The organism is Candidatus Pantoea deserta, assembly GCF_003813865.1.
Taxonomy (GTDB): Bacteria; Pseudomonadota; Gammaproteobacteria; order Enterobacterales; family Enterobacteriaceae; genus Pantoea; species Pantoea deserta.
The window spans coordinates 49,602-72,984 of the sequence record NZ_RMVG01000015.1 but is presented as its reverse complement, the minus strand read 5'-3'; the positions used below and the strand labels follow the sequence as shown (position 1 = coordinate 72,984).

General features: G+C 58.8%; 22 protein-coding genes. 11 read left to right on the top strand and 11 right to left on the bottom strand.

Going from position 1 to position 23,383, the window contains the following annotated elements:
• Nucleotides 1-40: 40 nt before the first annotated feature.
• Nucleotides 41-622, bottom strand: coding sequence for an autotransporter (locus BBB56_RS17345; RefSeq protein WP_233593057.1), 582 nt, complete (start codon nt 620-622; stop codon nt 41-43).
• A gap of 246 nt (nt 623-868) precedes the next feature.
• On the opposite strand from BBB56_RS17345, the gene BBB56_RS17340 reads away from it, so the two are divergent.
• The 9 genes from BBB56_RS17340 (at nt 869) to BBB56_RS17300 (ending at nt 9,991) form a co-directional block, all read left to right on the top strand.
• Nucleotides 869-1,450: a DNA-3-methyladenine glycosylase I gene (locus BBB56_RS17340; RefSeq protein WP_123802189.1), complete on the top strand. Its 582-nt coding sequence runs from the start codon at nt 869-871 to the stop codon at nt 1,448-1,450.
• Between the two features lie 88 nt (nt 1,451-1,538).
• On the top strand, nt 1,539-2,201 hold the full coding sequence (locus BBB56_RS17335; RefSeq protein WP_123802188.1) for an OmpA family lipoprotein: 663 nt from the start codon (nt 1,539-1,541) through the stop codon (nt 2,199-2,201).
• A 161-nt stretch (nt 2,202-2,362) separates the two neighbouring features.
• Nucleotides 2,363-3,349, top strand: a complete 987-nt coding sequence (locus BBB56_RS17330) for a LacI family DNA-binding transcriptional regulator (protein ID WP_123802187.1) — start codon at nt 2,363-2,365, stop codon at nt 3,347-3,349.
• Nucleotides 3,350-3,419: 70 nt separating this feature from the next.
• Nucleotides 3,420-4,445, top strand: a complete 1,026-nt coding sequence (locus BBB56_RS17325; protein ID WP_123802186.1) for a LacI family DNA-binding transcriptional regulator — start codon at nt 3,420-3,422, stop codon at nt 4,443-4,445.
• 138 nt (nt 4,446-4,583) lie between these two features.
• A complete protein-coding gene (locus BBB56_RS17320) occupies nt 4,584-5,333 on the top strand; it encodes a sugar phosphate isomerase/epimerase family protein (protein ID WP_123802185.1) in 750 nt (249 codons plus the stop codon).
• A 9-nt stretch (nt 5,334-5,342) separates the two neighbouring features.
• Nucleotides 5,343-6,296 (top strand): sugar kinase, encoded by a 954-nt coding sequence (locus BBB56_RS17315; RefSeq protein ID WP_123802184.1) that lies wholly within the window; start codon nt 5,343-5,345, stop codon nt 6,294-6,296.
• 36 nt (nt 6,297-6,332) lie between these two features.
• Nucleotides 6,333-7,613, top strand: coding sequence for an MFS transporter (locus BBB56_RS17310; RefSeq protein WP_123802183.1), 1,281 nt, complete (start codon nt 6,333-6,335; stop codon nt 7,611-7,613).
• A 72-nt stretch (nt 7,614-7,685) separates the two neighbouring features.
• Nucleotides 7,686-8,657, top strand: a complete 972-nt coding sequence (ghrB, locus tag BBB56_RS17305; protein ID WP_123802182.1) for a glyoxylate/hydroxypyruvate reductase GhrB — start codon at nt 7,686-7,688, stop codon at nt 8,655-8,657.
• A 77-nt stretch (nt 8,658-8,734) separates the two neighbouring features.
• Nucleotides 8,735-9,991, top strand: a complete 1,257-nt coding sequence (locus BBB56_RS17300) for a valine--pyruvate transaminase (RefSeq protein WP_123802181.1) — start codon at nt 8,735-8,737, stop codon at nt 9,989-9,991.
• Between the two features lie 23 nt (nt 9,992-10,014).
• Here the strand turns inward: BBB56_RS17300 and BBB56_RS17295 are convergent, their stop codons facing one another.
• The 3 genes from BBB56_RS17295 to BBB56_RS17285 all read right to left on the bottom strand — a co-directional run bounded on the left by BBB56_RS17295 (nt 10,015) and on the right by BBB56_RS17285 (nt 12,427).
• Nucleotides 10,015-10,509, bottom strand: a complete 495-nt coding sequence (locus BBB56_RS17295; protein ID WP_123802180.1) for a type II toxin-antitoxin system YhaV family toxin — start codon at nt 10,507-10,509, stop codon at nt 10,015-10,017.
• An 11-nt stretch (nt 10,510-10,520) separates the two neighbouring features.
• Nucleotides 10,521-10,862, bottom strand: a complete 342-nt coding sequence (locus BBB56_RS17290) for a type II toxin-antitoxin system PrlF family antitoxin (RefSeq protein ID WP_123802179.1) — start codon at nt 10,860-10,862, stop codon at nt 10,521-10,523.
• Between the two features lie 134 nt (nt 10,863-10,996).
• Nucleotides 10,997-12,427, bottom strand: coding sequence for an aminotransferase-like domain-containing protein (locus tag BBB56_RS17285; protein ID WP_123802234.1), 1,431 nt, complete (start codon nt 12,425-12,427; stop codon nt 10,997-10,999).
• A gap of 101 nt (nt 12,428-12,528) precedes the next feature.
• On the opposite strand from BBB56_RS17285, the gene BBB56_RS17280 reads away from it, so the two are divergent.
• Nucleotides 12,529-13,440: an EamA family transporter gene (locus tag BBB56_RS17280; RefSeq protein WP_123802178.1), complete on the top strand. Its 912-nt coding sequence runs from the start codon at nt 12,529-12,531 to the stop codon at nt 13,438-13,440.
• Nucleotides 13,441-13,527: 87 nt separating this feature from the next.
• Here the strand turns inward: BBB56_RS17280 and ibpA are convergent, their stop codons facing one another.
• On the bottom strand, nt 13,528-13,944 hold the full coding sequence (gene ibpA / locus BBB56_RS17275) for a small heat shock chaperone IbpA (protein ID WP_123802177.1): 417 nt from the start codon (nt 13,942-13,944) through the stop codon (nt 13,528-13,530).
• A gap of 286 nt (nt 13,945-14,230) precedes the next feature.
• On the opposite strand from ibpA, the gene BBB56_RS17270 reads away from it, so the two are divergent.
• Nucleotides 14,231-14,596, top strand: a complete 366-nt coding sequence (locus BBB56_RS17270; protein ID WP_123802176.1) for a YceK/YidQ family lipoprotein — start codon at nt 14,231-14,233, stop codon at nt 14,594-14,596.
• Here the strand turns inward: BBB56_RS17270 and BBB56_RS17265 are convergent.
• The 6 genes from BBB56_RS17265 to dnaA form a co-directional block, all read right to left on the bottom strand.
• Nucleotides 14,580-15,830, bottom strand: a complete 1,251-nt coding sequence (locus tag BBB56_RS17265; protein WP_123802175.1) for a YidR family protein — start codon at nt 15,828-15,830, stop codon at nt 14,580-14,582. The genes BBB56_RS17270 and BBB56_RS17265 overlap by 17 nt on opposite strands.
• Nucleotides 15,831-15,897: 67 nt before the next feature.
• Nucleotides 15,898-16,707 (bottom strand): sugar-phosphatase, encoded by an 810-nt coding sequence (yidA, locus tag BBB56_RS17260; protein WP_123802174.1) that lies wholly within the window; start codon nt 16,705-16,707, stop codon nt 15,898-15,900.
• 271 nt (nt 16,708-16,978) lie between these two features.
• On the bottom strand, nt 16,979-19,387 hold the full coding sequence (gyrB, locus tag BBB56_RS17255) for a DNA topoisomerase (ATP-hydrolyzing) subunit B (RefSeq protein WP_123802173.1): 2,409 nt from the start codon (nt 19,385-19,387) through the stop codon (nt 16,979-16,981).
• A gap of 17 nt (nt 19,388-19,404) precedes the next feature.
• Nucleotides 19,405-20,490, bottom strand: coding sequence for a DNA replication/repair protein RecF (gene recF / locus BBB56_RS17250; RefSeq protein WP_123802172.1), 1,086 nt, complete (start codon nt 20,488-20,490; stop codon nt 19,405-19,407).
• Nucleotides 20,491-20,725: 235 nt separating this feature from the next.
• A complete protein-coding gene (gene dnaN / locus BBB56_RS17245) occupies nt 20,726-21,826 on the bottom strand; it encodes a DNA polymerase III subunit beta (protein ID WP_123802171.1) in 1,101 nt (366 codons plus the stop codon).
• Between the two features lie 4 nt (nt 21,827-21,830).
• Nucleotides 21,831-23,237 carry a chromosomal replication initiator protein DnaA gene (gene dnaA, locus BBB56_RS17240; RefSeq protein WP_123802170.1) on the bottom strand — a complete coding sequence of 469 codons (1,407 nt, stop codon included), beginning with the start codon at nt 23,235-23,237 and terminating at the stop codon, nt 21,831-21,833.
• Between the last annotated feature and the right edge of the window lie 146 nt (nt 23,238-23,383).

Sequence of the window (23,383 nt, the reverse complement as noted above, 5' to 3'; positions counted from 1 at the left end):
ATGGCGTAACTTATCCGCCCTTTCTCATTTTATGCCCCTGTTAAAAACTGGCGCTGACGCCGAGACTGTAAATAAACTGCTCGCCGCTGTTCAGCCCGTCGCTCTGTGAAAAAGCGGCGAACGCCGCCATCTTCTTATTCAGGGGAATTTGCGCCCCGACGCTGACGTCCATCCCGCTCTCCTGACGCATGGGCGCGTCATCCGGCAGACGGTCGCGCGCTTCGCCGCTCAGGCTATCGCCTGGCTGATAGCGGTAACTGAGCTGCGCATAAGGCGCGACCCAGCCCAGCTGGGAATCCACGCGCCAGCCCAGCATCGCTACTCCGTCGCGGCTAATGTCACACTGCTCACAGTGGAGCGGCGCAGGCACCGCCGCATACTGGGCAACTGGCCCGGTGGTCAGCGAATCGCCCAGCGGCATTTCCCAGCCGATGCTGTAGCGCGGACCGGGCAGTACAGGCTCTACGCGCAGCGTAAAGGTCGCCTGCGACGAGTTGAGCGCCGCATCGAGAAAATTTTTCTGATCGTCGTCGCCAGTAATCAAATGATTGCGGGAAATTTTTTCCGCAAGAATAGTGTCGTAGTCGGGCCGACTGTCTGCGCCGTTGTCACCTGATGACAAGGTCCCGCTGTTCCAGGCTAAGGCAGGCGTTGTAAAGCAAAAAAGCCACGCACTGCTCAGCCCCAACGCCGCAAGGCGAAGGCTAGCACACTCTCTTTTCTGCAACATAGGAGGCTCCAGACGAGGCTGAAGGAGATAACTGGCGTTTTAAGTCGGTGTTTTATCACGCCTGCTGTATAACTATTAACCGACTGTACGTAAGATCAAGCCTCACCGCTAAATTTTCTCATTATAAGGATATTGCTCATGCAACGATGCGGCTGGGTTACTCAAGACCCGCTTTACCTGGCATACCACGACCGCGAATGGGGTCTTGCGCAGACAAACAAGCAGGCGCTGTTTGAAATGCTCTGCCTGGAGGGTCAGCAGGCAGGACTGTCCTGGATTACTGTGCTAAAAAAACGCGAAAATTACCGTCGCGCTTTTCACCATTTCGATCCCCAGAAGGTGGGCCTGATGGATGAGCAGGATCTGGCGCGCCTGCTGCTGGATAGCGGTCTGATTCGTCATCGAGGCAAGCTGGCGGCGATCATCACCAACGCGCGCGCGTACCTGGCGATGGAGGCGAAAGGTGAGGATTTTGCCCGCTTCGTATGGAGTTATGTCGATAACGAGCCGGTTATCCACCATTTTGCCCACTATAAAGAGGCACCAACGACCTCAGAAGCGGCCATAGCGCTGTCGAAAGCCCTGAAGAAACGTGGTTTTAAATTCGTCGGCCCAACAATTTGCTACTCCTTTATGCAGGCCTGCGGGCTTATCAGCGATCATCAGACCAACTGTTTTTGCCATCCTGACAACCTTTTATCGTCAACCCCGACAAAATAAGAGTTTCCCTCACCCTTTCTCTGACATTAAGCGGCATAATCGAGCCGCTTTAAAGACTTAATGTCTTTGTTTGATTTAGGGAACCCGCATGTACAAAAAAACACTTACGATTTGCCTGTTACTGAGCGGCAGCCTGGCGCTGTCAGGTTGTACCGTTAACCCATACACCAACGAATCGCAGGCCGGTAAATCCGGCATCGGCGCAGGCGTCGGCGCGCTGGTAGGCGCGGGCGTTGGCGTGCTCTCCTCCTCGAAAAAAGATCGCGGTAAAGGCGCGCTGATCGGCGCAGCCTCCGGCGCCGCGCTGGGCGGCGGCATCGGCTACTACATGGATGTGCAGGAAGCGAAACTGCGCGAAAAGATGCGCGGCACCGGCGTCAGCGTGACGCGTCAGGGCGATAACATCGTGCTGAATATGCCGAACAACGTGACCTTCGACTCCAGCAGCAGCAGCCTGAAAGCCGAGGGCGCAAACACCCTTACCGGCGTGGCAATGGTGCTGAAAGAGTATCCGAAAACCGCGGTAAACGTGGTGGGTTACACCGACAGCACCGGCACGCGCGCGCTGAATATGCGTCTGTCGCAGCAGCGCGCGGAGAGCGTGGCCAGCTCGCTGATCACTCAGGGCGTGGCGGCCAGTCGCCTGCGTACTCAGGGCCTGGGACCGGATAATCCGATCGCTACCAACAGCACTGAGGCAGGCAAAGCGCAAAACCGTCGCGTAGAAATAACGCTTAGCCCTCTCAGCTGATGCGAAAACGCCCCGGTTCGGGGCGTTTTCCAGCAGCACATCAGTTTTTCGTCACTTTTACGCGCCTGTTTTGACAATTACTGCCGGACAACAGGCAAGCTGTAGTACCAAAAAATACTTTATGCTAGCGTAAAAAAAAGGCGTCCAGCGAGTCATTCAGCATGTCACTTAAAGCCATTGCCTCTATTTTAGGGTTGTCGGTTACCACGGTTAGCCGGGCGCTCAACGGCTATGACGATGTTTCGCCGGAGACCCGCAAACGCGTCGAGGCCGAAGCAGAGCGCCGCGGTTATCGCCCTAACGCCGCCGCCCGCCGTCTGAAAACCGGCCGCGCCAATGCGGTGGGACTGGTGTTTCCTGGCCGGACGTCGCCCATTAGCGACTGCCGCTTTAGCGAGATGCTGCTGGCGCTCGATCAGCGCCTCGCTCAGCAGGAAATCGATCTGCTGCTGCTGGTCGATAAGCCGCATGATGGTCCCCGCACCTTAACGCGCCTGCTGCGCAGCCGGGTGCTGGATGCGCTTATCGTGACCCATACGGCACCGCAGGATGAGCGCCTGCTGAGTTTGCAGCAGAAAAATTTCTCCTTTATCACGCTCGGACGCAGCGATCTGCCTCAGCCCTACGCCTGGCTTGACGTCGATCATCAGCAGGGTTCGCGTCAGGCGGTAGAAGCCTGTCTGCGACAGGGGCTGACGCGTATCGCCTGGCTGGGCAGCGATGAAAACACCACCTTTGTGCGCGATCGCCGCCAGGGTTTTCTCGATGCGATAGCCGAGGGGGCGCCTTTTGACATCGTCGCCATCCCGCCGTCGCGTCGCGCGGGCTATCAGCAGAGCCTGGCCTGGCTGGCGCAGGATGTCCCGCCTGAGGCGATTATCACCGACAGCAGCGCGCTGGCGGAAGGCGCGGCGCTGGCGCTACAGCAGGCGCAGCGCCTGTCGGGCCCGCAGGCGGTGCGCCTGTATGCCTGGGAAGGTCTGCCGCGCGAAGCGATTATTGACGCGCCGGTCACTGCAATCCGCCAGGCTTCGCAGCGAGAAACCGGCGATCAGCTCGCCGACATGGTGGTGCGGATGCTGAACGGCGCGCCGCCGGAACAGCTACAGCTGCTGCGTCAGCCCTGGCTGGAACCCGCATCCCTCTGATGCACGTCCTTGTTGCCACGGCCTGAGGCTGTGCTAGTCTCTGCCTGTTTCTCTTTCTACAGGTACCGACATGAAGAACAGACCGCCTCGCGCCACCATCAGCGATGTCGCTCGCAGCGCGCGAACCGGTAAAACCAGCGTGTCTCGCTATCTCAATGGCGAGCAGCATCTTCTTTCCGCTGATTTAAAAGCCCGCATCGAACAGGCCATTGCTGAACTTGATTACCGCCCCAGCCAGATGGCGCGCGGGCTGAAGCGTGGCCGCACGCGCCTGATCGGTCTGATTATTGCGGACATCACTAACCCGTATTCGGTCGACGTGATGTGCGGTATCGAAGCGGCCTGCCGCGAGCGCGGCTTTACGCTACTGATGTGCAACACCAATAATGAAGTGGATCTGGAACAGCACTATTTGCAGCTGCTGAGCAGTTATCAGGTCGAGGGCGTGGTGGTCAATGCCGTCGGCATGCGTGAAGAGGCGCTGAGCCGTTTGCAGCAGTCCCTGCTGCCGATGGTGCTGATCGACCGAAAAATTCCTGATTTTGCCTGCGACGTGGTCGGCCTGAATAACGCCGAAGCCACGGAAATCGCCACGCAGCATCTGCTGGACAACGGCTATGAGGCGCTGCTGTTTTTAAGCGAGCCGCTGGGCAGCGTTAACACGCGCCGCGAGCGGTTGCAGGCGTTCCGCCAGCGGCTGGCCGCCTGCCCGCAAGTCGTCTATGAAAACGCCGAAGTGCCGCAGCATCAGCCTGCGACGCTGGATGCGCTGCTGCTCGACTATGCGCGACGCCAGAGCGGCAAGCGCGCGGCGGTAATGGTGGCGAACGGCGCGATGACCTTACAGGTTGCGCGCGCGATGCAGCGCGTCGGCATGCGCTGGGGTGAAAATATCGGCCTGCTCGGTTTTGATGAGCTGGAGTGGGCCGCGCTGGCTGGCGTCGGCATTACCACGCTGCGCCAGCCCACCTGGCAGATTGGCTATGCGGCGCTGGAACGGCTGATCGCCCGTATTGAAGGCACTGCCGGACCGGTCGGCGAACAGGTCTTTTCCGGCGAACTGGTGGTGCGCGGCTCCAGCCAGCCTCTTTCCTGAACTGCGCTTCTCTCTCCCTCTCTCGTGCTCGCTTCGTGAGCACGATCATAATTTCAACCTCTGCTCCTTTGCTTTGGAACCGGTTCCAATTAACGTTTTCCTTGTAACTTTCGCTTAACGCGCCTTTCAGGAGGGACGATGAACACTGAAATTATTGTAGTGACCGCCGCTTACGGACAGCAACAGGTCGCGGCGCTGGGCGGCCAGCAGGCGCTGCTGCCGCTGATCCAGCAGGCAGGCGCCGACGGCGTCGAAATCCGTCGGGAACTGTTCGACGCCGCGACGCTCGACAGCCTGCCCGCGCTGGCGCAGGCGATTCAGCAGCACCAGCTGCGCGCCAGCTACTCGGTACCCGACACGCTGTTTTGTGACGACGGCGCGCTAAATCCGCAGCTGGAGAACTACCTTAAAGAGGCCCGGCAGTTAAGCGCGCAGCGTCTGAAGCTGGCGCTGGGCGGCTTCAGCGGCGAGCTGCATGGCGCGACGCTGCGCGCGCTCAGCGAAAGCTATCCGGTGGAGCTGGCGGTAGAAAACGATCAAACCGCTCAGGGCAAACTGGCGCCTTCGCTGCAATTTTTCCACGCAGCGGAGCAGGAAAATCTGCCGGTGGTGATGACCTTTGATATGGGCAACTGGCTCTGGACGCAGGAGAACGCGCTGGACGCAGCCGCGCGCCTGGGCCGCTTTGTCCGTTATATCCACGTTAAAGCCGCCGTGCCGCATGGCGACAGCTTTCGCGCTATTGCGCTGGATGACGCCAGCGACGACTGGCGCCAGCTACTGCAACAGCTGCCTGTCGATGCGCCGCGCGGCATTGAATTTCCGCTGGAAGGCGAGGATCTGCTGGCGGTAACGCGCCACTATGTCACGCTGCTGCGCAATCTGTAAGGAGAAGAGATGACTACCCTGGATAATGGCATGCTGGACGTCGTCACCATCGGCGAAGCGATGGCGATGTTTGTCGCGCGTGAAAGCGGCGACCTCGCCGCCGCGGAAAGCTTTATCAAGCGCGCGGCGGGCGCTGAGCTTAACGTTGCCATCGGTCTGGCGCGCCTTGGCCTGAAAGTCGGCTGGGTGAGCCGCGTCGGCGCCGACAGCTTTGGCCGTTTTATCTGCCAGCTGCTGGAGAGCGAAGGCGTCGATCACCGTCGCGTCACCACGGATGCGCGCTACCCCACCGGCTTCCAGCTGAAATCGAAAGTGGATGATGGTTCCGATCCGAGCGTGGAGTACTTCCGCAAAGGGTCTGCCGCCAGCCACCTCTCCGTTGACGATTTCGACAGTGACTATTTTGGCGCGGCCCGTCACCTGCATCTGAGCGGCGTGGCCGCCGCGCTCTCGCCCGGTTCGCTGGCGCTGCTTAAGCACAGTGCGAAGGAGATGCGCGCGCGCGGCAAAACGATTTCTTTCGATCCCAATCTGCGCCCGGTGCTGTGGCGCAGCGAAGAGGAGATGCGCCAGCAGCTCAACCACCTGGCGGAGTACGCCGACTGGGTGCTGCCGGGCGAAAAAGAGGGATATATCCTGACGGGTTATCGTCAGCCAGAAGCCATCGCCGATTTTTACCTGGATAAAGGGGTAAAAGCGGTAGTGATTAAAACCGGCTGCGACGGCGCCTGGTATAAAACGGCCGAGGGCGAACAGGGCCAGGTCGAGGCGATTCGCGTCGAGAACGTGGTGGACACCGTTGGCGCGGGCGATGGCTTCGCCGTCGGCGTCATCAGCGCTCTGCTGGAAGGTAAAACGCTGCCGCAGGCGATTAAGCGCGGCAACAAAATCGGTTCGCTGGCGATCCAGGTGATCGGCGACAGCGAAGGGCTGCCAACACGCAGCGAGCTGGGTGATTTTTAGCCTGCATCCGGAACCGCAATATCAGAGGAGAACACCATGAAAACGCAGACAATCGCGCCAAAACGCTGGTGGTATATCATGCCCATCGTGTTTATCACCTACAGTCTGGCGTATCTGGACCGTGCGAATTTTAGCTTCGCCTCTGCCGCGGGCATAAACGACGATCTGGGCATCACCAAAGGCATGTCCTCGCTGCTGGGCGCGCTTTTCTTTCTCGGCTACTTCTTTTTTCAGATCCCCGGCGCGGTCTACGCCGAACGCCGCAGCGTGAAAAAACTGATTTTCTGGTGTCTGGTGCTGTGGGGCGTCTGCGCGTCGCTGACCGGCGTGGTCAGCAATATTCCCATGCTGGCGGCCATTCGCTTTACCCTCGGCGTGGTAGAGGCGGCGGTGATGCCCGCGATGCTGATCTACATCAGTAACTGGTTCACCAAATCGGAACGCTCGCGCGCCAATACCTTTTTGATCCTCGGCAACCCGGTTACGGTGCTCTGGATGTCGGTGGTGTCAGGCTATCTGATTGACTCATTCGGCTGGCGCGAAATGTTTATCATCGAAGGTATTCCGGCGGTGATCTGGGCCGTCGCCTGGTGGTTTATGGTGCAGGATAAGCCGGAGCAGTCGCGCTGGATGAGCGACGAAGAGAAAGCGGCGCTGGCTGCCCAGCTGAAAAAAGAGCAGGAAAATATCAAGGCCGTGCGCAATTACGGCGAGGCCTTCCGCAACCGCAACGTTATTCTGCTGTGCATGCAATATTTTGCCTGGAGTATCGGCGTATACGGCTTCGTGCTGTGGCTGCCGTCGATTCTGCGCAACGGCACGCAGATGGGCATGGTGGAAGCCGGCTGGCTCTCCGCCGTTCCCTATCTGGCGGCGACCATTGCGATGATCGTGGTCTCCTGGGCCTCAGACAAGATGCAGAACCGCAAGCTGTTTGTCTGGCCGCTGCTGCTGATCGGCGCGATGGCCTTCCTCGGTTCGTATCTGGTCGGCTCCAGCAACTTCTGGCTGTCGTACGGGCTGCTGGTGATTGCCGGCGGCGCGATGTACGCCCCTTACGGCCCCTTCTTCGCCATTATTCCGGAAATGCTGCCGCGCAATGTTTCCGGCGGCGCGATGGCTCTGATCAACAGCATGGGCGCGCTGGGTTCGTTCGTCGGTTCATGGATTGTCGGCTATCTTAATGGAGCGACGGGCAGTCCGGCGGCCTCCTATATCTTCATGGGCGCAGCGCTGCTGGTGTCGGTGTGGCTGACGTTGATCGTCAAACCCGCCGAGAACAAAACGCCGCCGCTGCACGGCGCGAAACACGCCTGAAAGCGTAAGCGCTGACCCTCTTATCCGGGCGACCTGTGAGTCGCCCGTCACACGTTTTACAGGGAGCGAACGATGAAACCATCCGTGATTCTGTATAAAAGCCTGCCGGACGACCTGCGCGCCCGTCTCGACGCGCACTTCAGCGTGACCGAAATCAAGGACCTCTCGCCGGAGAGCCAGCAGCAGCACGCTGCTGCGCTGGCGCAGGCCGAAGGATTAATCGGTTCTGGCGGTAAAGTCGACGGCGAGCTGCTGGCAAAGATGCCGAAGCTGCGCGCCTGCTCTACCGTATCGGTGGGTTATGACAATTTCGACGTCGAGGCGCTAAACCAGCGTCATGTGCTGCTGATGCATACGCCGACGGTTCTGACCGAAACGGTAGCGGATACCATGATGGCGCTGGTGCTGAGCAGCGCGCGCCGCGTGACCGAGCTGGATGCCTGGGTCAAAGCGGGCCAGTGGAATAAAAGCATCGGGCCAGATAAATTCGGTATCGACGTGCATCATAAAACGCTGGGTATCCTCGGCATGGGCCGCATCGGTATGGCGCTGGCGCAGCGCGCGCACTTTGGCTTCGGCATGAAGGTGCTTTACAACGCGCGTCGTGAGCATGAAGAGGCCCAATCGCGCTTCGGCGCGCAGCGCTGCGATCTGGAGACGCTGCTGAAAGAGAGCGACTTCGTCTGTATCAGCCTGCCGCTTACCGAGCAGACCCACCATCTGATCGGCGCTGAGCAGCTTAAGCTGATGAAGCCGAGCGCCATCCTGATTAACGCCGGACGCGGGCCGGTGGTGGATGAAGAGGCGCTGATTGCCGCGCTGAAAGAGGGTACTATTCACGCGGCTGGTCTCGACGTCTTCGAGCAGGAGCCGCTGACGGAGTCGCCGCTGTTTTCGCTGCCCAATGTGGTGGCGCTGCCGCACATCGGCTCCGCGACCCATGAAACCCGCTATGGCATGGCGCAGGACGCGGTAGACAACCTGATTGCCGCGCTGACCGGCAAGGTGGAGAAGAACTGCGTGAATCCGGACATACTGAAGTAATCCGCCCTTCCCATTGCGCCCGCCGCTGGCGGGCGTTATCGTTGATTCCCCATTCGTCACATGTTTTTAACTTTTATATGGCTTTTTCTCAGTTCGGCGACAAGTTTACCCAGCACACCGGCATCTCACGCCTGATGGAAGATATGGGCGCAGGCCTGCGCACGCCCGGCACCATTATGCTCGGCGGCGGCAACCCGGCGCAGATCCCGGCGATGAATGATTATTTCCAGCAGCTGCTGCAACAGATGCACAATGAAGGCAAGCTCAGCGAGGCGCTCTGCAACTATGACGGCCCGCGCGGTAAAGCCACGCTGCTTAACGCGCTGGCGACGCTGCTCAGCAGTGAACTGGGCTGGCCGGTTACCGCGAAAAATATCGCCCTGACCAACGGCAGCCAGAGCGCCTTCTTTTATCTGTTCAACCTGTTCGCCGGCCGACGCGCCGACGGCAGCAAAAAGCGCGTGCTGTTTCCGCTGGCCCCGGAATATTTAGGCTATGCCGACGCCGGACTGGACGAGGGGCTATTCGTTTCTGCGAAACCCAATATTGAGCTGCTGCCGGAAGGGCAGTTTAAATATCACGTCGACTTCGAGCATCTGCCGATGCATGAAGATATAGGCCTGATCTGCGTGTCGCGCCCTACTAACCCAACGGGCAATGTGGTCACCGACGAAGAGCTGATGCAGCTTGACGCGCTGGCGCAGCAACATGATGTGCCGCTGCTGATCGACAATGCGTACGGCGTGCCGTTTCCCGGCATTATTTTTAGCGAAGCGCGCCCGCTGTGGAATCCCAACATTATTCTCTGTATGAGCCTGTCGAAGCTTGGCCTGCCGGGCGCGCGCTGCGGCATTATCGTTGCAGACGAAAAGATTATCAGCGCCATCAGCAATATGAACGGCATCATCAGTCTGGCGCCGGGCAGCATTGGTCCCGCCATTGCCGCAGAGATGATTCAGCGCGGCGATCTGCTGCGGCTGTCAGAAGAGGTCATCAAGCCCTTTTATCAGGCCAAAGTCACGGAGACGATTGCCATTATCCGGCGCTATCTGCCGGAAGATCGCTGCCTGATCCATAAGCCAGAAGGGGCGATATTCCTCTGGCTGTGGTTTCGCGATCTGCCGATCACTACCGAAACGCTCTATCAGCGCCTCAAGGCGCGCGGCGTGCTCATGGTGCCGGGCCACTTCTTCTTTCCGGGTCTGGAGCAGGCGTGGCCGCATACCCATCAGTGCATGCGTATGAACTATGTGCCGGAGGCGGAGAATATTGAACGCGCGGTGCAGATCCTGGCGCAAGAGGTGGAGAAGGCGTTTGCGGAGCAGGCATTATAAAGCCCGCATACGGGATGCCCGGTTTACCTTCGGGGAATGCCGGGCGTTGAATCAGCAGAATCTGTCGCCTCTTTTTTTGCCTGAGCAAGCAGTTCACCCCAGTCATCAGGCGGATTTCCGCTCTTCAGCATGGCAGAGAATACCCTGTAGGCATCTGTTTTGCTGCCGTAAGCGCGAAGCGTGTCAACGCTATTGACCCAGCCGATGACAATGGTTTTATGCTGTTCACTACAGCGGTAAAAAAGACGAAACTGCTGGAGAAACTTCACCCTGAACCAGTGCTTATACTCGCCGCCCAGCGTGTCGCCCTGCCGATATTTCGCGTTAAGAGGATCGGCTGCAATTTGCTCTTCAATGACCTTTCTGATTGCGGCTAATAGCTTTACCGGCTTTTTATGCATGTACTCATCAGGTTTAGCCGCTTTCAGGGCGGAGACTTCCAGAGTAAGTGCTTTCATTTGCTCAAGAAAACAGCCATGAAAATAGATTTTCCAGCCGTTAAGTTGCAAAACGTCCATGCTTTCTCCAGCTAATCGTCCGTCAGCGGCGCGTCTAGATCGACCTCGACTCCAGCAGTAAGCGCTTCAATTCCTGCCCAGACATCTTCTGTCGCAGGCTGGATATGATGTGGGTTTTTCTTCATGTCGTTTTCAAGAAAAGCCAGAAATTGCGAGACGACAGGATCATCCTGCGGCTCGCGCTGCTGGCGGGACATGATGGCTTTGCCACCCGGCAAAAGCGCGTATTCAATAAATTCGCCAGGCTTCAGGCCGAGCGCGTCACGAATCGCTGCGGGAATAGTCGTCTGGCTGCGTTCCGTAAGTCGTGACGCCATTCGCAGCGTGCTATTCGCCAGTTCGGTATCTAACATTTTTTCTCCTCAGCTCCCCCTGTTACAGGTTGCGGCCTGCCAATCCGCAGGAACCTCATCGTCAAGATAAACATAATGTAATGCATTTGCATTGCACAATGCAAATGCATTATTTGCGGAGGTTTTTGCTATCGTTACGCCGCTGGCAGCGACTCCCGACACCACCGCGCCAGCTGGCAAATGGCCTGCTCGACCTCGTCATTCCAGCCAAAGCCCGCATTGAGTCGAAAACAGCGATCGTAGCGGTCATCGGTAGCGAAGATATGGCCCGGCGCGATGCCGATTCCGGCATCGCGCGCCTTTAAAAACAGTTCGCGCACGTTAAGCGCCCTTTGCGGCATTTCGACCCACAACACATAGCCGCCTTCGGGTTCCGACACGCGCGTGCCTGCCGGAAAGGCGCGCAGCAGCGCCTGGCGCATTTTTTCTATCTGACCGGCCAGCTCGCGCCGCAGCTTACGCAGATGGGCGTCATAGCCGCCGCTGCGCAGCAGCTCAGCCACGGCCGCCTGCGACAGCATCGAGGTGCCCATCGTCGAGGTATATTTCAGCGAAGCGATTTTGCGCATCAGGTTAACGCTGTGCACCCAGCCAATACGAATGCCGGGCGCGACGGTTTTCGAAAAGCCGCTGCACAGAATGACGTTGGAGCTAAAGGCGCGCATCGGAAAGGGGCGACGGTCGCCAAAAGCCGTGTCGCCAAAAATATCATCCTCGACGATCACCACCTCATTCTCATCGGCCGCGCGGGCGATTCTGGCCTTCTGCTCATTGGGGATTGATTTGCCGAGCGGGTTATTAACGTTGCTGATAGTGAGAAATGCCTGCACTGCTCTGCGACGAAACAGCGCGGTCAGTTTTTCGACGTCCACATAGCCTTCCGCTCCGGCTTCAACCTCAATAACGCGCAGATTGAGGTTATGCAGCATCTGCAACAGCACAAAGTAGCAGGGCGATTCTACCGCCACCACGTCGCCGGGCGTAAGCGCGGCGCGCAGCGACAGCGACACCGCCTCAATACAGCCGTTGGTGATCAGAATATGGTCCGGGCTGAGGGCGCAGCCATAGTCCACGGCGCGGCGGGCAATTTCCTGCTTTAACGGCAAATAGCCGGTGCCTTTTACGCTGTTGCCCAGCAAGGCGGGTTTGCTGTAGCCCATCTGACGCATCAGCAGCCCCAGCTTATTGACCGGATAGAGGGCGCTGTCGCCGTTCGCCAGGTCGAGGCGCACGCGGCACTCTGAACCGAGGATCGCCAGATGCATCTCCGTCTGCTCATCCAGCGGCGCGATCAGCCGCGGCTGGGCAAGCTGGGGCGGCTCCGCCTCCGCCAGACGCGCCGCGACAAAGAAGCCGGACTTTGGCTTCGCCACGGCAAAGCGTTCATCTTCCAGCGTGCGTAGCGTCTTGAGCGCGGTGGTGGGACTGACGCTATACTGAGTGGCAAGCGTGCGCACCGAAGGCAACCGGCTGTCCGGCCGCAGCGTTCCGCTGCGAATGGCCTGCTTGATCTGCTCGGCGATCTGGCGGTAACGACTACGCTGACTTTCCCTTTCATCCGGCATCTGTTCCACCCCATATCCTGCCGATCTGTGCATATTCAAAAGAGTACATTCAAAGTAGTTTAGGGTGCAGCTGTTAATTGTGTCTGACACCGGGGAAATGTATGTCAGTCAAAGATATGTTGCTGGCGCTGTGCGTCGTGGTCGCCTGGGGCGTCAACTTTGTGGTCATCAAGCTCGGTTTACAGGGCATGCCACCTTTTTTGCTGGCGGGCCTGCGTTTTGCGCTGGTGGCGTTTCCGGCAATCCTTTTCATCCCTCGCCCCGCTATCCCGCTGCTCTGGCTGGTGGTTTACGCCATGACCATCAGCTTTGGCCAGTTCGCCTTTCTGTTCCTGGCGATCAAGCTGGGTATGCCCGCCGGGCTGGCGTCGCTGGTATTACAGGCGCAGGCCTTCTTTACGCTGCTGCTGGGCGCGCTGCTGCTGGCGGAAAAGCTGCGCTGGAACCATATCGCAGGCGTGCTTATCGCCACGCTCGGCATGTTTATGCTGGCGACGGCGGGCATGGAAGGCCAGTCGGCGGCGGGTATCACGCTCACGACCATGATGCTGACGCTGGCCGCCGCGCTGTCCTGGGGATTAGGCAACATTACCAATAAAATCATTCTGCGTAACCGCAACGTGCCGGTGATGTCGCTGGTGGTGTGGAGCGCGCTGGTGCCGGTGCTGCCTTTTTTCGCCTGCTCCTGGCTGTTCGACGGCGGAGACGTCATGCTCTCCAGCCTGCGCCATATTTCGCTGCAAACCACCCTGGCGGTGATCTACCTTGCCTTTTTCGCCACCCTTATCGGCTACGGTATCTGGGGCAATCTGCTCAGCCGCTATGAGACCTGGCGCGTGGCGCCGCTGTCGCTGCTGGTGCCGGTGGTGGGCATTCTCAGCGCCGCGCTGGTGCTGGACGAACGGCTGTCGGCTCAGCAGATGCTGGGGGCGGCAGTGATTATTCTCGGCCTGCTGGTGAATGTGTTCGGTGGGCGGGTGAGCCAGCGTCTGATGATGCGCACCCATAGCTGATGCGCGCCAGGGCGATAACGCTCAGAGCTGCGTAACGCACCAATAAAAAACGCCGCATCAGCGGCGTTTTCTTTTTGTTGATTCTGATTAATTCAGAATTTCGATCCGACGCGGTTTCGCCTCTTCGGGGACGATACGTTCCAGATCGATACTCAACAGGCCGTTTTCCAGCTTCGCATCACGTACCACGATATGGTCGGCCAGCTGGAATTTGCGCTCGAAATTACGTTCGGCGATGCCCTGATAGAGATATTTACGTTCGGTCTGCTCTTCGGGATGCGCGCCGCGCACGATCAGAACGTTGTCATGAGCGGTGATCTCCAGTTCGTTCTGAGCAAAACCCGCCACCGCAATGGTGATGCGATAGTGATTTTCGCTGACCAGTTCAACATTGTACGGAGGATAACCGCCATTGCTCTGGTTCTGGTTGGACTCCAGCAGGTTGAACAAGCGATCGAAACCGATAGCAGAACGATAAAGTGGAGCAAGATCAAAATTACGCATGGAATGACTCCTGATAGTCAGCAAGTTTTGGCAACCTTCCACAATGGACAGATTGAGCGGCGTCTCGTTGCCCCTGTCGGCGACAGTGAGTACGTCCGTAGCTTAAAAGTGGGTATGCCCGTTCTGGTTTCAAGAGGCGAAACGCAATTTTTTTCACCAGTCTGCTGAAATGGCATACACTCAGGGGACCTTTCGTCTGACATAGCTCACCTCGCCGCAGAGTGAGGACGCTAACGGACGAGCCAACTCAGCCGGGGCTACCGCAACAGCTGAAGGGATGATGAAGATGAAATTATTAAAGGCCTTTCCTCTGGCAGGCGCGCTGGCGTGCTGCTCTCTGATGATGTCAGGGTGCTCCAGCGTTATGTCACATACTGGTCCGAATCAGGGCTACTATCCTGGCACCCGTGCCAGCGCCGATATCCTGACGGACGATCACAGCAGCTGGGCGCTTAAGCCGCTGGCGCTGATCGATCTGCCTTTTTCCGCCGTGATGGATACGCTGCTGCTTCCCTGGGACTATGCCCGTAGCGACGACGATAAATCGGTCGATTCTCCGCGCGAGCGTATTCTTCAGAGCGAGAAGCTAAACCACACGCAGGAGAATCTGGCGCAGTCCGCGCCCTTTCCGGCGGCTACGCCGACACAGTAAACAGCTGTCGCCAGCCATCGACGTCACGCATAAAGGCAATCTGGTTGCCGTCCGGCGACCAGACCACCGCATCGCCGCTCGGCGGCTGTTCGCTGCACGCCGTCAGCGGCAGGCATTCGCCGCTGTTTATCTCGCAGCGCATCACCCGGCCGTCGCTGATAAAGGCGATGGCCTCGCCCTGAGGATGCCAGTTAAAAGCTGACTGAACGCCGTGGGTCAGCTGCGTGATCTGACGCGGCGCTCCGCCGTTGGGCGAAACCGTCCAGAGCTGAACCACGCCCTGTTCGTCGGCCATTAAAAAGGCGATGGCGCTGCCGTCTGGCGCGCTGCGCAGCCAGTGGCGCGGCTGCTGGGCCAGACCGCGCGTAAAGGTCAACCGGCGCTGCCGCACGCCAGCCGGAGGCGCAGGCAGACGGCTTTCCGTGCCCTCCAGCGGCTGATCGCCTGGCCTGGCGTAATCCTCCAGCGCGTCCGGCAGGTCGACGATAAAGACCTCCGGCTGCTTTTCGCCGCTGGCGGACAGCGTGTCGCCGATAAACGCGATAGCCCAGCGCTGCCAGCTGCCGTCCGGTTTCTGATAGCCGCGCGCGCCGATCCAGCCCTCTTCGTAAGCGCGGTTAATCTCGTCGCTGCCGGGCTGCGGCGCGACGGTGGTCTGGCTGATCAGCACGCAGAAGTAGCTGCCGCTGTATTCGCGCGGATGCTGTTTCCTCGGCGTAACGGCGCGCAGCGGCACCGCGATACCCACGTTGCGCAGATCCTCGCGGACGTCTTTCTCATGCATCACATGATCGTTATAGGTAAAGCTGACGCGCGAGCCGTCGGGGCTGAAGAGGTGCACATGCGAGCCGCCGCGCAGCGCGCCGGGCGTAAAGGGCGGCGTAATGTCGCAGGCGTCAAGGTTCTGCGCGCGGCCATCCTGCACTATCACGCCGCGCCGGTGGTGAAAATCATAGTGCCAGCTCTCGTCCGGGCGTTCCGGACCGTGAATGCAGAGATAGCGCGGCGGCAGGTCAGGGCTGACGGTCACCACGCCCACGTGCGCGCCGTCGGTCGCCCGATAGAGCACCTCAACCTCGCCGGTGACGACATTGACGCGCTCAATGGTTTCGCTGGTAAAAGACGCGCCCGACGGACGCACGTCGAATGCCAGCCACTGGCTGTCGGCGGTCCAGACGTTGCTGTTGGTCAACTGATGGTGACGCGGCGTAAAGGTGAGTTGTTTTTCGCGCATAGGGCAACCTGACTAAAAATGTTGCCCCACACGCTACGCCAAAAGCGCTAAAGATGCATCTCCGGCCTTACAGCACCAGCTCTTTAATGGCATGCGCGACGCCATCTTCCCGGTTCGTTTTGGTGACGAACTGCGCAACGCGCTTAACCGAGTCGATGGCATTGCCCATCGCCACGCCCATACCGGCGTACTCGATCATCGCCAGGTCATTCTCCTGGTCGCCAATCGCCATCACCTCATCGCGCGCCAGCCCCAGCTTTTCCGCCAGCATCTTAACGCCCTGGCCTTTGTTGACGCGGTTATCAAGGATCTCCAGATAGTAGGGCGCGCTCTTGAGAATGGTGTAGCTCTGCTGCGCTCTGGCCGGCAGACGCTGGATCGCGGCGTCCAGCAGGTCGGGCTTATCGATCATCATAAGCTTGGGAAAACGCATCGCGCGGTCCATCTCTTCCACGGCGCGATAGCGCACCGGTATCCCGGTCAGGCTCGCCTCGTGGATGGTGTATTCACTGATGTCTTTATTGGGCGTGTAGAGCGAAGATTTGTCGAACGCCTGAAAATGCACGCCCAGCTCGCGCGCCAGCTGTTCGATGTAGAGGTAGTCGTCGAAGCCCAGCGTAATTTCCGCCACGCACTCGCCGTCGTTAGCACGCTGCACCAGCGCGCCATTGTAGCTGATGCAGTACTGTCCCTCGTCAACCAGGCCCAGCTCCATCAGGTAGCGCTGGATCCCTATGTATGGCCGACCGGTGGCCAGCACCACGGCAACGCCTTTTTTATGAGCCTGATCGATAGCCGCTTTGACGCCATCGGTGATCTCATGCTGCGGATTAAGCAGCGTGCCGTCCATATCGATTGCTACCAGTTTTATCGCCATAGCTTCCTCGTTAAGTCAGGGTTTGGCTTAAATGCTAGCGCGATCCCGCTCACAATGACCAGTTTCCCGGTGCGTCAGGCATAAAAAAACCCTTCCGCATGGGAAGGGTCTGACAGAAACCGATCGCAGAGCCGCTCAGGGCATCCCTGCGCGCTTCATCCCTGAGGTGCGCCCGTTACCGAGCCAATGCGCTGCGTTTTGTCCCTGTCGGGGGACGCTGCGCTCTTCGGCTCCTGCCGCCCGCGCTTTAGCTTTAGCGGTGTCTGTAGGCTTAAATATCGATATTCGCCGCTTTCAGCGCGTTCTCTTCGATAAAGGCGCGGCGCGGCTCGACCGCATCGCCCATCAGCGTCGTGAACAGCTGGTCGGCAGCGATGGCGTCCTTGATGGTGACGCGCAGCATACGGCGGCTGTCCGGATCCATCGTGGTTTCCCACAGCTGCTCGGCGTTCATTTCGCCCAGACCTTTATAGCGCTGTACAGAGAGGCCGCGACGCGACTCTTTCACCAGCCATTCGATAGCCTGTTCGAAACTGTCTACCGGCTGACGACGCTCGCCGCGCTCAATGTAGGCGTCCTCTTCGATCAGACCGCGCAGCTTCTCGCCCAGCGCGTTGATTTTGCGATACTCCGGGCCGTGAATGAAGTCAGCGTCCAGCACGTAATCGGTATCAACGCCGTGCGTGCGCACGCGCAGTACCGGTTCGTACAGGTTCTGCTCGCGGTTAGCGCGCACCTGAGCCACATAGGTGCTGCCGTGCGCTTCGCGCTCGGTCAGATAGGCCACCAGCCCGTCCAGCCAGCCTTGCACTTCCGCTTCATCGCCCAGGCCGCTTAGCGTGGGGTGGTAAATCAGCCCGCGCAGCAGCGCGACCGGATAGCGGCGCTCCATACGCTTGATCATCTTCTGCGTGCTGTTGTACTCGGCGACCAGGTTTTCCAGCGGCTCGCCGCCCAGCGCAGGCGCGCTGGCGTTGGTGTGCAGGGTGGCACCATCCAGCGCGATGGCGATTTGATACTGATCCATCGCCTCGTCATCTTTGATGTACTGCTCCTGCTTGCCTTTCTTCACCTTGTAAAGCGGCGGCTGCGCGATATAAACGTGGCCACGCTCGATGATTTCCGGCATCTGACGATAGAAGAAGGTCAACAGCAGCGTACGAATGTGCGAGCCGTCGACGTCTGCATCGGTCATGATAATGATGCTGTGGTAGCGCAGTTTGTCCGGATTGTATTCGTCGCGGCCGATGCCGCAGCCCAGCGCGGTAATCAGCGTGGCGACTTCCTGCGAAGAGAGCATTTTGTCGAAGCGCGCTTTTTCCACGTTCAGGATTTTACCCTTCAGCGGCAGAATCGCCTGGTTCTTACGGTTACGGCCCTGCTTGGCCGAACCGCCTGCGGAGTCACCCTCCACCAGGTAGATTTCAGAGAGCGCCGGATCGCGCTCCTGGCAGTCCGCCAGCTTGCCCGGCAGACCGGCCAGATCGAGCGCGCCTTTACGGCGGGTCATTTCACGCGCGCGACGCGCGGCTTCACGGGCGCGCGCGGCGTCGATAATCTTACCCACCACGATTTTCGCGTCAGAGGGGTTCTCCAGCAGGTATTCGCTGAGCAGTTCGTTCATCTGCTGTTCTACCGCCGATTTCACTTCGGAAGAGACCAGTTTGTCTTTGGTCTGCGAGGAGAACTTGGGATCCGGCACTTTCACCGACACGACGGCTACCAGGCCTTCGCGGGCGTCATCGCCGGTGGCGCTGACTTTCGCCTTCTTGCTGTAGCCTTCTTTGTCCATATAGGCGTTCAGCGTGCGCGTCATCGCCGCGCGGAAACCGGCGAGGTGCGTACCGCCGTCGCGCTGCGGAATATTGTTGGTGAAGCAGTAGATGTTTTCCTGGAAACCATCATTCCATTGCAGCGCCACTTCCACGCCAATGCCGTCTTTCTCGGTAGAGAAATAGAACACATTCGGGTGGATCGGGGTTTTGTTCTTGTTCAGGTACTCAACAAACGCCTTGATGCCGCCTTCATAGTGGAAATGGTCAGCTTTATCGTCGCGCTTGTCTTCCAGACGAATCGACACGCCGGAGTTCAGGAACGACAGTTCACGCAGGCGTTTCGCCAGAATGTCGTACTCAAATTCGGTCACGTTGGTAAAGGTTTCGTGGCTTGGCCAGAAGCGCACGCGCGTACCGGTCAGCTCGGTTTCACCCGTCACGTGCAGCGGTGCCTCTGGCACGCCGTGCACGTAGGTCTGCTGATGGACTTTGCCTTCGCGGCGAATGGTCAGCTCTAACTTCTGCGACAGGGCGTTAACCACCGAGACGCCGACGCCATGCAGGCCGCCCGATACTTTATAGGAGTTGTCGTCGAACTTACCGCCTGCGTGCAGCACGGTCATGATAACTTCCGCGGCGGAAACGCCCTCTTCTTCGTGAATACCGGTGGGAATGCCACGGCCATCATCCTGAACAGACACGGAATTATCGGCATGAATGGTCACGACAATATCACTACAGTGACCGGCGAGCGCTTCGTCGATTGCGTTATCCACGACCTCGAATACCATGTGGTGCAGACCGGTGCCGTCATCCGTATCGCCGATATACATACCTGGGCGTTTGCGTACCGCATCCAGCCCTTTCAGAACTTTGATACTTGAGGAGTCATAAGAATTCGACATCAACGTTTCTCGCTCATTTAATCTTCAGGTTGAACCGCTATTTTACCCTGTTCCACACGGAACATCTTGCCCTTTTCGTCGCTCATGTCGATGACATGATCTACAGCAATCGCGCTGACAAACACCTGAGCCTGCGTGGCTTTCAGTCGCTGCGCCAGCAGGCGTCGTCGGCTGTCATCCAGCTCAGAGGCGAAGTCATCAATCAGGTAAAGACAGCGGCGTCCGCTCTGGCGCGTCAGGAACTCCCCCTGCGCCAGACGCAATGCACACATCAATAGTTTTAACTGGCCGCGCGACAGCAGGTCTTCAACCGGCGTGCCGTCCGCACGGATACGAAAATCCGCTTTGTGCGGGCCGCTGGCGGTGTAGGTTAGCGCGCGGTCGCGCTCAAAATTGCGCTCCAGCAGTTCGCCGTAGGCGCTCTCTTTGTCCCAGCCGCGCTGAAAAGAGAAGTTCAGCGCGAACTCTGGCAAAAACTGCGCGCAGGTAGCGACAATCTCTGCTGAAATGGCTTCGCTGTATTCCGCCCGCCACTGGCTGATCTGTTCCGCCAGCGGCACCAGCTCCTGGTCCCAGGCGCGGATCTGGCTATAGCGCGAGACCTGGCGCAGCGCGGCGTTGCGCTGTTTCAGCAGCCGTCGCAGATTGCTCCAGGCATTAAAGAATCCGGGCGTATTATGAAAGCAGCCCCAGTCAACATAGGCTCTACGGTATTTGGGGCCGCCGTTGAGCAAAGTAAACCCCTCTGGCGTAATTAACTGCATCGGCAGCATCTGCGCCAGCTCGGCCACTTTATGCCCGTCGCTGCCGTCGATGCGCACCTTGCTGTCGCCCGCGCGGTTCTTTGTCAGCCCCACCGAGATTTCACGCTCGCTTCCCTCAATGCGGCCATGCAGCACAAAGGCGGTCTCATCGTGACGGATAACGCGTCCGGCCTGCAAACTGCGAAAGGCGCGGCCATGACCCAGCGTATAGATTGCCTCCAGCACGCTGGTTTTGCCGCTGCCGTTCGCCCCCACCAGAAAATTAAATCCCGGCGACAGCGCCAGATCGGCCTGCTCAATATTACGAAAATCTTTGATAAGGAGGCGGGTTAAGGCCATGAATCAGTCCAGCGTGAAGGGCACAAAGAGGTATCGCCTTTAAGCGGCCTGTGGCCAACGGCGAAGCCCGATAACGGCCTCACCACTACCAGGCCGATTCTACCTCACCAGGCCGTCGGCGTCGCAGCCAGTCTGGTTGCGGCCAGCGCGCAGGCCCTGGGAGCATACTGAAGTATGTGACCAGGGACGAGCACGGCCCGCGACCAGAATGGCAAGTAAGCCAGGCCGATATATTCTACAAGCGCATGGGCATCACGACGTAGGCGGCTGCCGGGCTGGCGAGATCTTCTATCTGCACGCTCGACACCGAATCCGTCAGCAGCAGACGCACGTTCTCGCACTTCAGCGCATTCAGCACGTCCAGCACATAGCTGACGTTGAAGCCAATCTCCAGCTCGCTGCCACCGTAGGTGACGTCCAGCATCTCTTCCGCCTCTTCCTGTTCAGGGTTATTGGCGGTGATTTTCAGCTGATTTTCGGTGATATAGAGGCGAACGCCGCGGAATTTCTCATTCGACAGAATGGCGGCGCGCGCAAACGCCTGCTTGAGAATATCGCAGCCCGCCTCCAGCACTTTGTCCGGGTTTTTCGGCAGCACGCGACGATAGTCAGGGAAGCGGCCATCCACCAGCTTCGACGTAAAGATAAAGTCGCCGACGTGCGCGCGAATATTGCTGCTGCCAATCTGCACCTGAAGCGGCGTCTCGCCGCCGTCCAGCAGACGCACCAGCTCGATAACGCCTTTACGCGGCACGATCACCGAATGGTTCGGCAGCGCCTGACCAATGGGCATTGAGCAGACCGCCAGACGGTGACCGTCTGTGGCAACGGTGCGCAGCTCTTCGCCTTCGGTCTCAAACAGCATACCGTTGAGGTAGTAACGCACATCCTGATGCGCCATAGAGAACTGGGTCGCTTCGATCAGGCGCTTCAGCGTCGCCTGCGGCAGCGTAAATTCCACTTCGCTCTGCCAGTCATCCAGGTTTGGGAAGTCACTGGCCGGTAAGGTCGACAGCGAAAAGCGGCTGCGCCCGGAGCGGATCAGCATACGTTCGCCTTCCAGCGTGACATTAATTTCCGCGCCCTCCGGCAGCCCGCGACAGATGTCGAGGAATTTACGTGCCGGGACGGTGGTCGCGCCCGGTTCGTGCGGCTGAGTCAAGGCGACGCGCGCCACCATCTCCATTTCCAGATCCGTGCCGGTCAGCAACAGCGTACCGTCGTTGACCTGCATCAGCAGATTTCCCAGGATCGGCAGCGTCGGGCGACCGCCTAGCGGGCCGCTGACCTGTTGCAGCGGCTTGAGCAACTGTTCACGTTCTACAATAAATTTCATAGCGTCAGGAGGATAAAGTTCGGATGAGATTAGAGAAATCTTCTTTTATGTCGTGGCTCTCTTCGCGCAGCTGCTCGATTTTGCGGCAGGCGTGAAGCACCGTGGTGTGGTCGCGGCCGCCAAAGGCGTCGCCGATCTCCGGCAGACTGTGGTTCGTCAGCTCTTTCGCCATCGCCATCGCCATCTGACGCGGGCGGGCGACCGAACGCGAACGGCGCTTGGAAAGCAGATCCGCGACCTTAATTTTGTAGTACTCGGCGACCGTCTTCTGAATATTGTCGATGGTCACCAGCTTTTCCTGAAGCGCCAGCAGATCGCGCAGCGCCTCGCGCACGAAATCGATGGTAATCGCGCGACCGGTAAAGTTCGCATTGGCGATGACGCGGTTCAGCGCCCCTTCCAGCTCACGTACGTTGGAACGCAGACGCTTGGCGATGAAAAAGGCCACCTCGCCCGGCAGACGGATGTCATTCTCATCCGCCTTTTTCATCAGAATAGCAACGCGCGTTTCCAGCTCCGGCGGCTCAATGGCGACCGTCAGCCCCCAGCCGAAACGGGACTTAAGGCGATCTTCGACCCCGTTAATTTCTTTCGGATAGCGGTCCGACGTAAGAATGATTTGCTGATTGCCTTCCAGCAGCGCGTTGAAGGTGTGAAAAAACTCCTCCTGCGAGCGCTCTTTATTGGCAAAGAACTGAATGTCATCGATCAGCAGCGCGTCAACGGAGCGGTAGTAGCGCTTGAACTCTTCAATGGCGTTGTTTTGCAGCGCCTTCACCATGTCCTGTACAAAACGCTCAGAGTGCATATAGACGACTTTGGCATTGGGCTTGCGCGCGATAATACCGTTGCCCACCGCATGCAGCAGGTGCGTTTTACCCAGACCGGTTCCGCCATAAAGGAAGAGCGGGTTATAGGCGCCGCCAGGATTATCCGCCACCTGACGCGCCGCCGCGCGCGCCAGCTGGTTGGATTTACCCTCAACGAAGTTATCGAAGTTATGACGGTTATTCACATTTGACCGGTAGGTCACGTCGGCCGGCGCCGGAACGTTATCCCAGCTTGGGCGCAAAGGCTGCGCGGGCGCCGGACGGCTCTCGACTGGCGCGGGCGCGTTAACGCTCGCCATCGCAGGCTGGCTCATGGCCATCGGCTGCTGCTGCGCCGGGCGCGTGCCCACTTCAAAACGCAGCAAAGGCACATCCACGCCGCAGAATTCATTCAGCAGCCCGTTGATATTATTGATGTATTTATCTCGTACCCAGTCGAGCACAAACCGATTCGGAGCATACAAGGCCAGCGTATTGTCGTTTAACTCCGCCTGGAGCGGTCGAATCCACATGCTGAATTCGGTGGCAGGAAGCTCATCCTGCAAACGGGCAAGACACTGTTGCCAGAGCGTAAGTGACACGGCGGACTCCACTTGTACAAAATCGATAAGAAATAGTAGGCGCTAATAAAGAAACGTTCATTTTTGACACAGACGGTAGAAAGCGCCTGCGACCGCTATCAGCGGTTTCCGTCCTTACGATCGCGACCGGATCGTCAGCGGAAGGG

Excerpts from the sequence above, each read along its gene's own strand:
- BBB56_RS17335 (WP_123802188.1), top strand. The coding sequence starts at position 1,539 with ATGTACAAAAAAACACTTACGATTTGCCTGTTACTGAGCGGCAGCCTG.
- BBB56_RS17325 (WP_123802186.1), top strand. The coding sequence starts at position 3,420 with ATGAAGAACAGACCGCCTCGCGCCACCATCAGCGATGTCGCTCGCAGC.
- ibpA (WP_123802177.1), bottom strand. The coding sequence starts at position 13,944 with ATGCGTAATTTTGATCTTGCTCCACTTTATCGTTCTGCTATCGGTTTC.
- ghrB (WP_123802182.1), top strand. The coding sequence starts at position 7,686 with ATGAAACCATCCGTGATTCTGTATAAAAGCCTGCCGGACGACCTGCGC.
- BBB56_RS17340 (WP_123802189.1), top strand. The coding sequence starts at position 869 with ATGCAACGATGCGGCTGGGTTACTCAAGACCCGCTTTACCTGGCATAC.
- BBB56_RS17265 (WP_123802175.1), bottom strand. The coding sequence starts at position 15,830 with ATGCGCGAAAAACAACTCACCTTTACGCCGCGTCACCATCAGTTGACC.
- recF (WP_123802172.1), bottom strand. The coding sequence starts at position 20,490 with ATGGCCTTAACCCGCCTCCTTATCAAAGATTTTCGTAATATTGAGCAG.
- BBB56_RS17300 (WP_123802181.1), top strand. The coding sequence starts at position 8,735 with ATGGCTTTTTCTCAGTTCGGCGACAAGTTTACCCAGCACACCGGCATC.
- gyrB (WP_123802173.1), bottom strand. The coding sequence starts at position 19,387 with ATGTCGAATTCTTATGACTCCTCAAGTATCAAAGTTCTGAAAGGGCTG.
- BBB56_RS17310 (WP_123802183.1), top strand. The coding sequence starts at position 6,333 with ATGAAAACGCAGACAATCGCGCCAAAACGCTGGTGGTATATCATGCCC.
- yidA (WP_123802174.1), bottom strand. The coding sequence starts at position 16,707 with ATGGCGATAAAACTGGTAGCAATCGATATGGACGGCACGCTGCTTAAT.
- BBB56_RS17330 (WP_123802187.1), top strand. The coding sequence starts at position 2,363 with ATGTCACTTAAAGCCATTGCCTCTATTTTAGGGTTGTCGGTTACCACG.
- BBB56_RS17295 (WP_123802180.1), bottom strand. The coding sequence starts at position 10,509 with ATGGACGTTTTGCAACTTAACGGCTGGAAAATCTATTTTCATGGCTGT.
- BBB56_RS17285 (WP_123802234.1), bottom strand. The coding sequence starts at position 12,427 with ATGCCGGATGAAAGGGAAAGTCAGCGTAGTCGTTACCGCCAGATCGCC.
- dnaN (WP_123802171.1), bottom strand. The coding sequence starts at position 21,826 with ATGAAATTTATTGTAGAACGTGAACAGTTGCTCAAGCCGCTGCAACAG.
- BBB56_RS17320 (WP_123802185.1), top strand. The coding sequence starts at position 4,584 with ATGAACACTGAAATTATTGTAGTGACCGCCGCTTACGGACAGCAACAG.
- BBB56_RS17315 (WP_123802184.1), top strand. The coding sequence starts at position 5,343 with ATGACTACCCTGGATAATGGCATGCTGGACGTCGTCACCATCGGCGAA.
- BBB56_RS17280 (WP_123802178.1), top strand. The coding sequence starts at position 12,529 with ATGTCAGTCAAAGATATGTTGCTGGCGCTGTGCGTCGTGGTCGCCTGG.
- BBB56_RS17270 (WP_123802176.1), top strand. The coding sequence starts at position 14,231 with ATGAAATTATTAAAGGCCTTTCCTCTGGCAGGCGCGCTGGCGTGCTGC.
- BBB56_RS17290 (WP_123802179.1), bottom strand. The coding sequence starts at position 10,862 with ATGTTAGATACCGAACTGGCGAATAGCACGCTGCGAATGGCGTCACGA.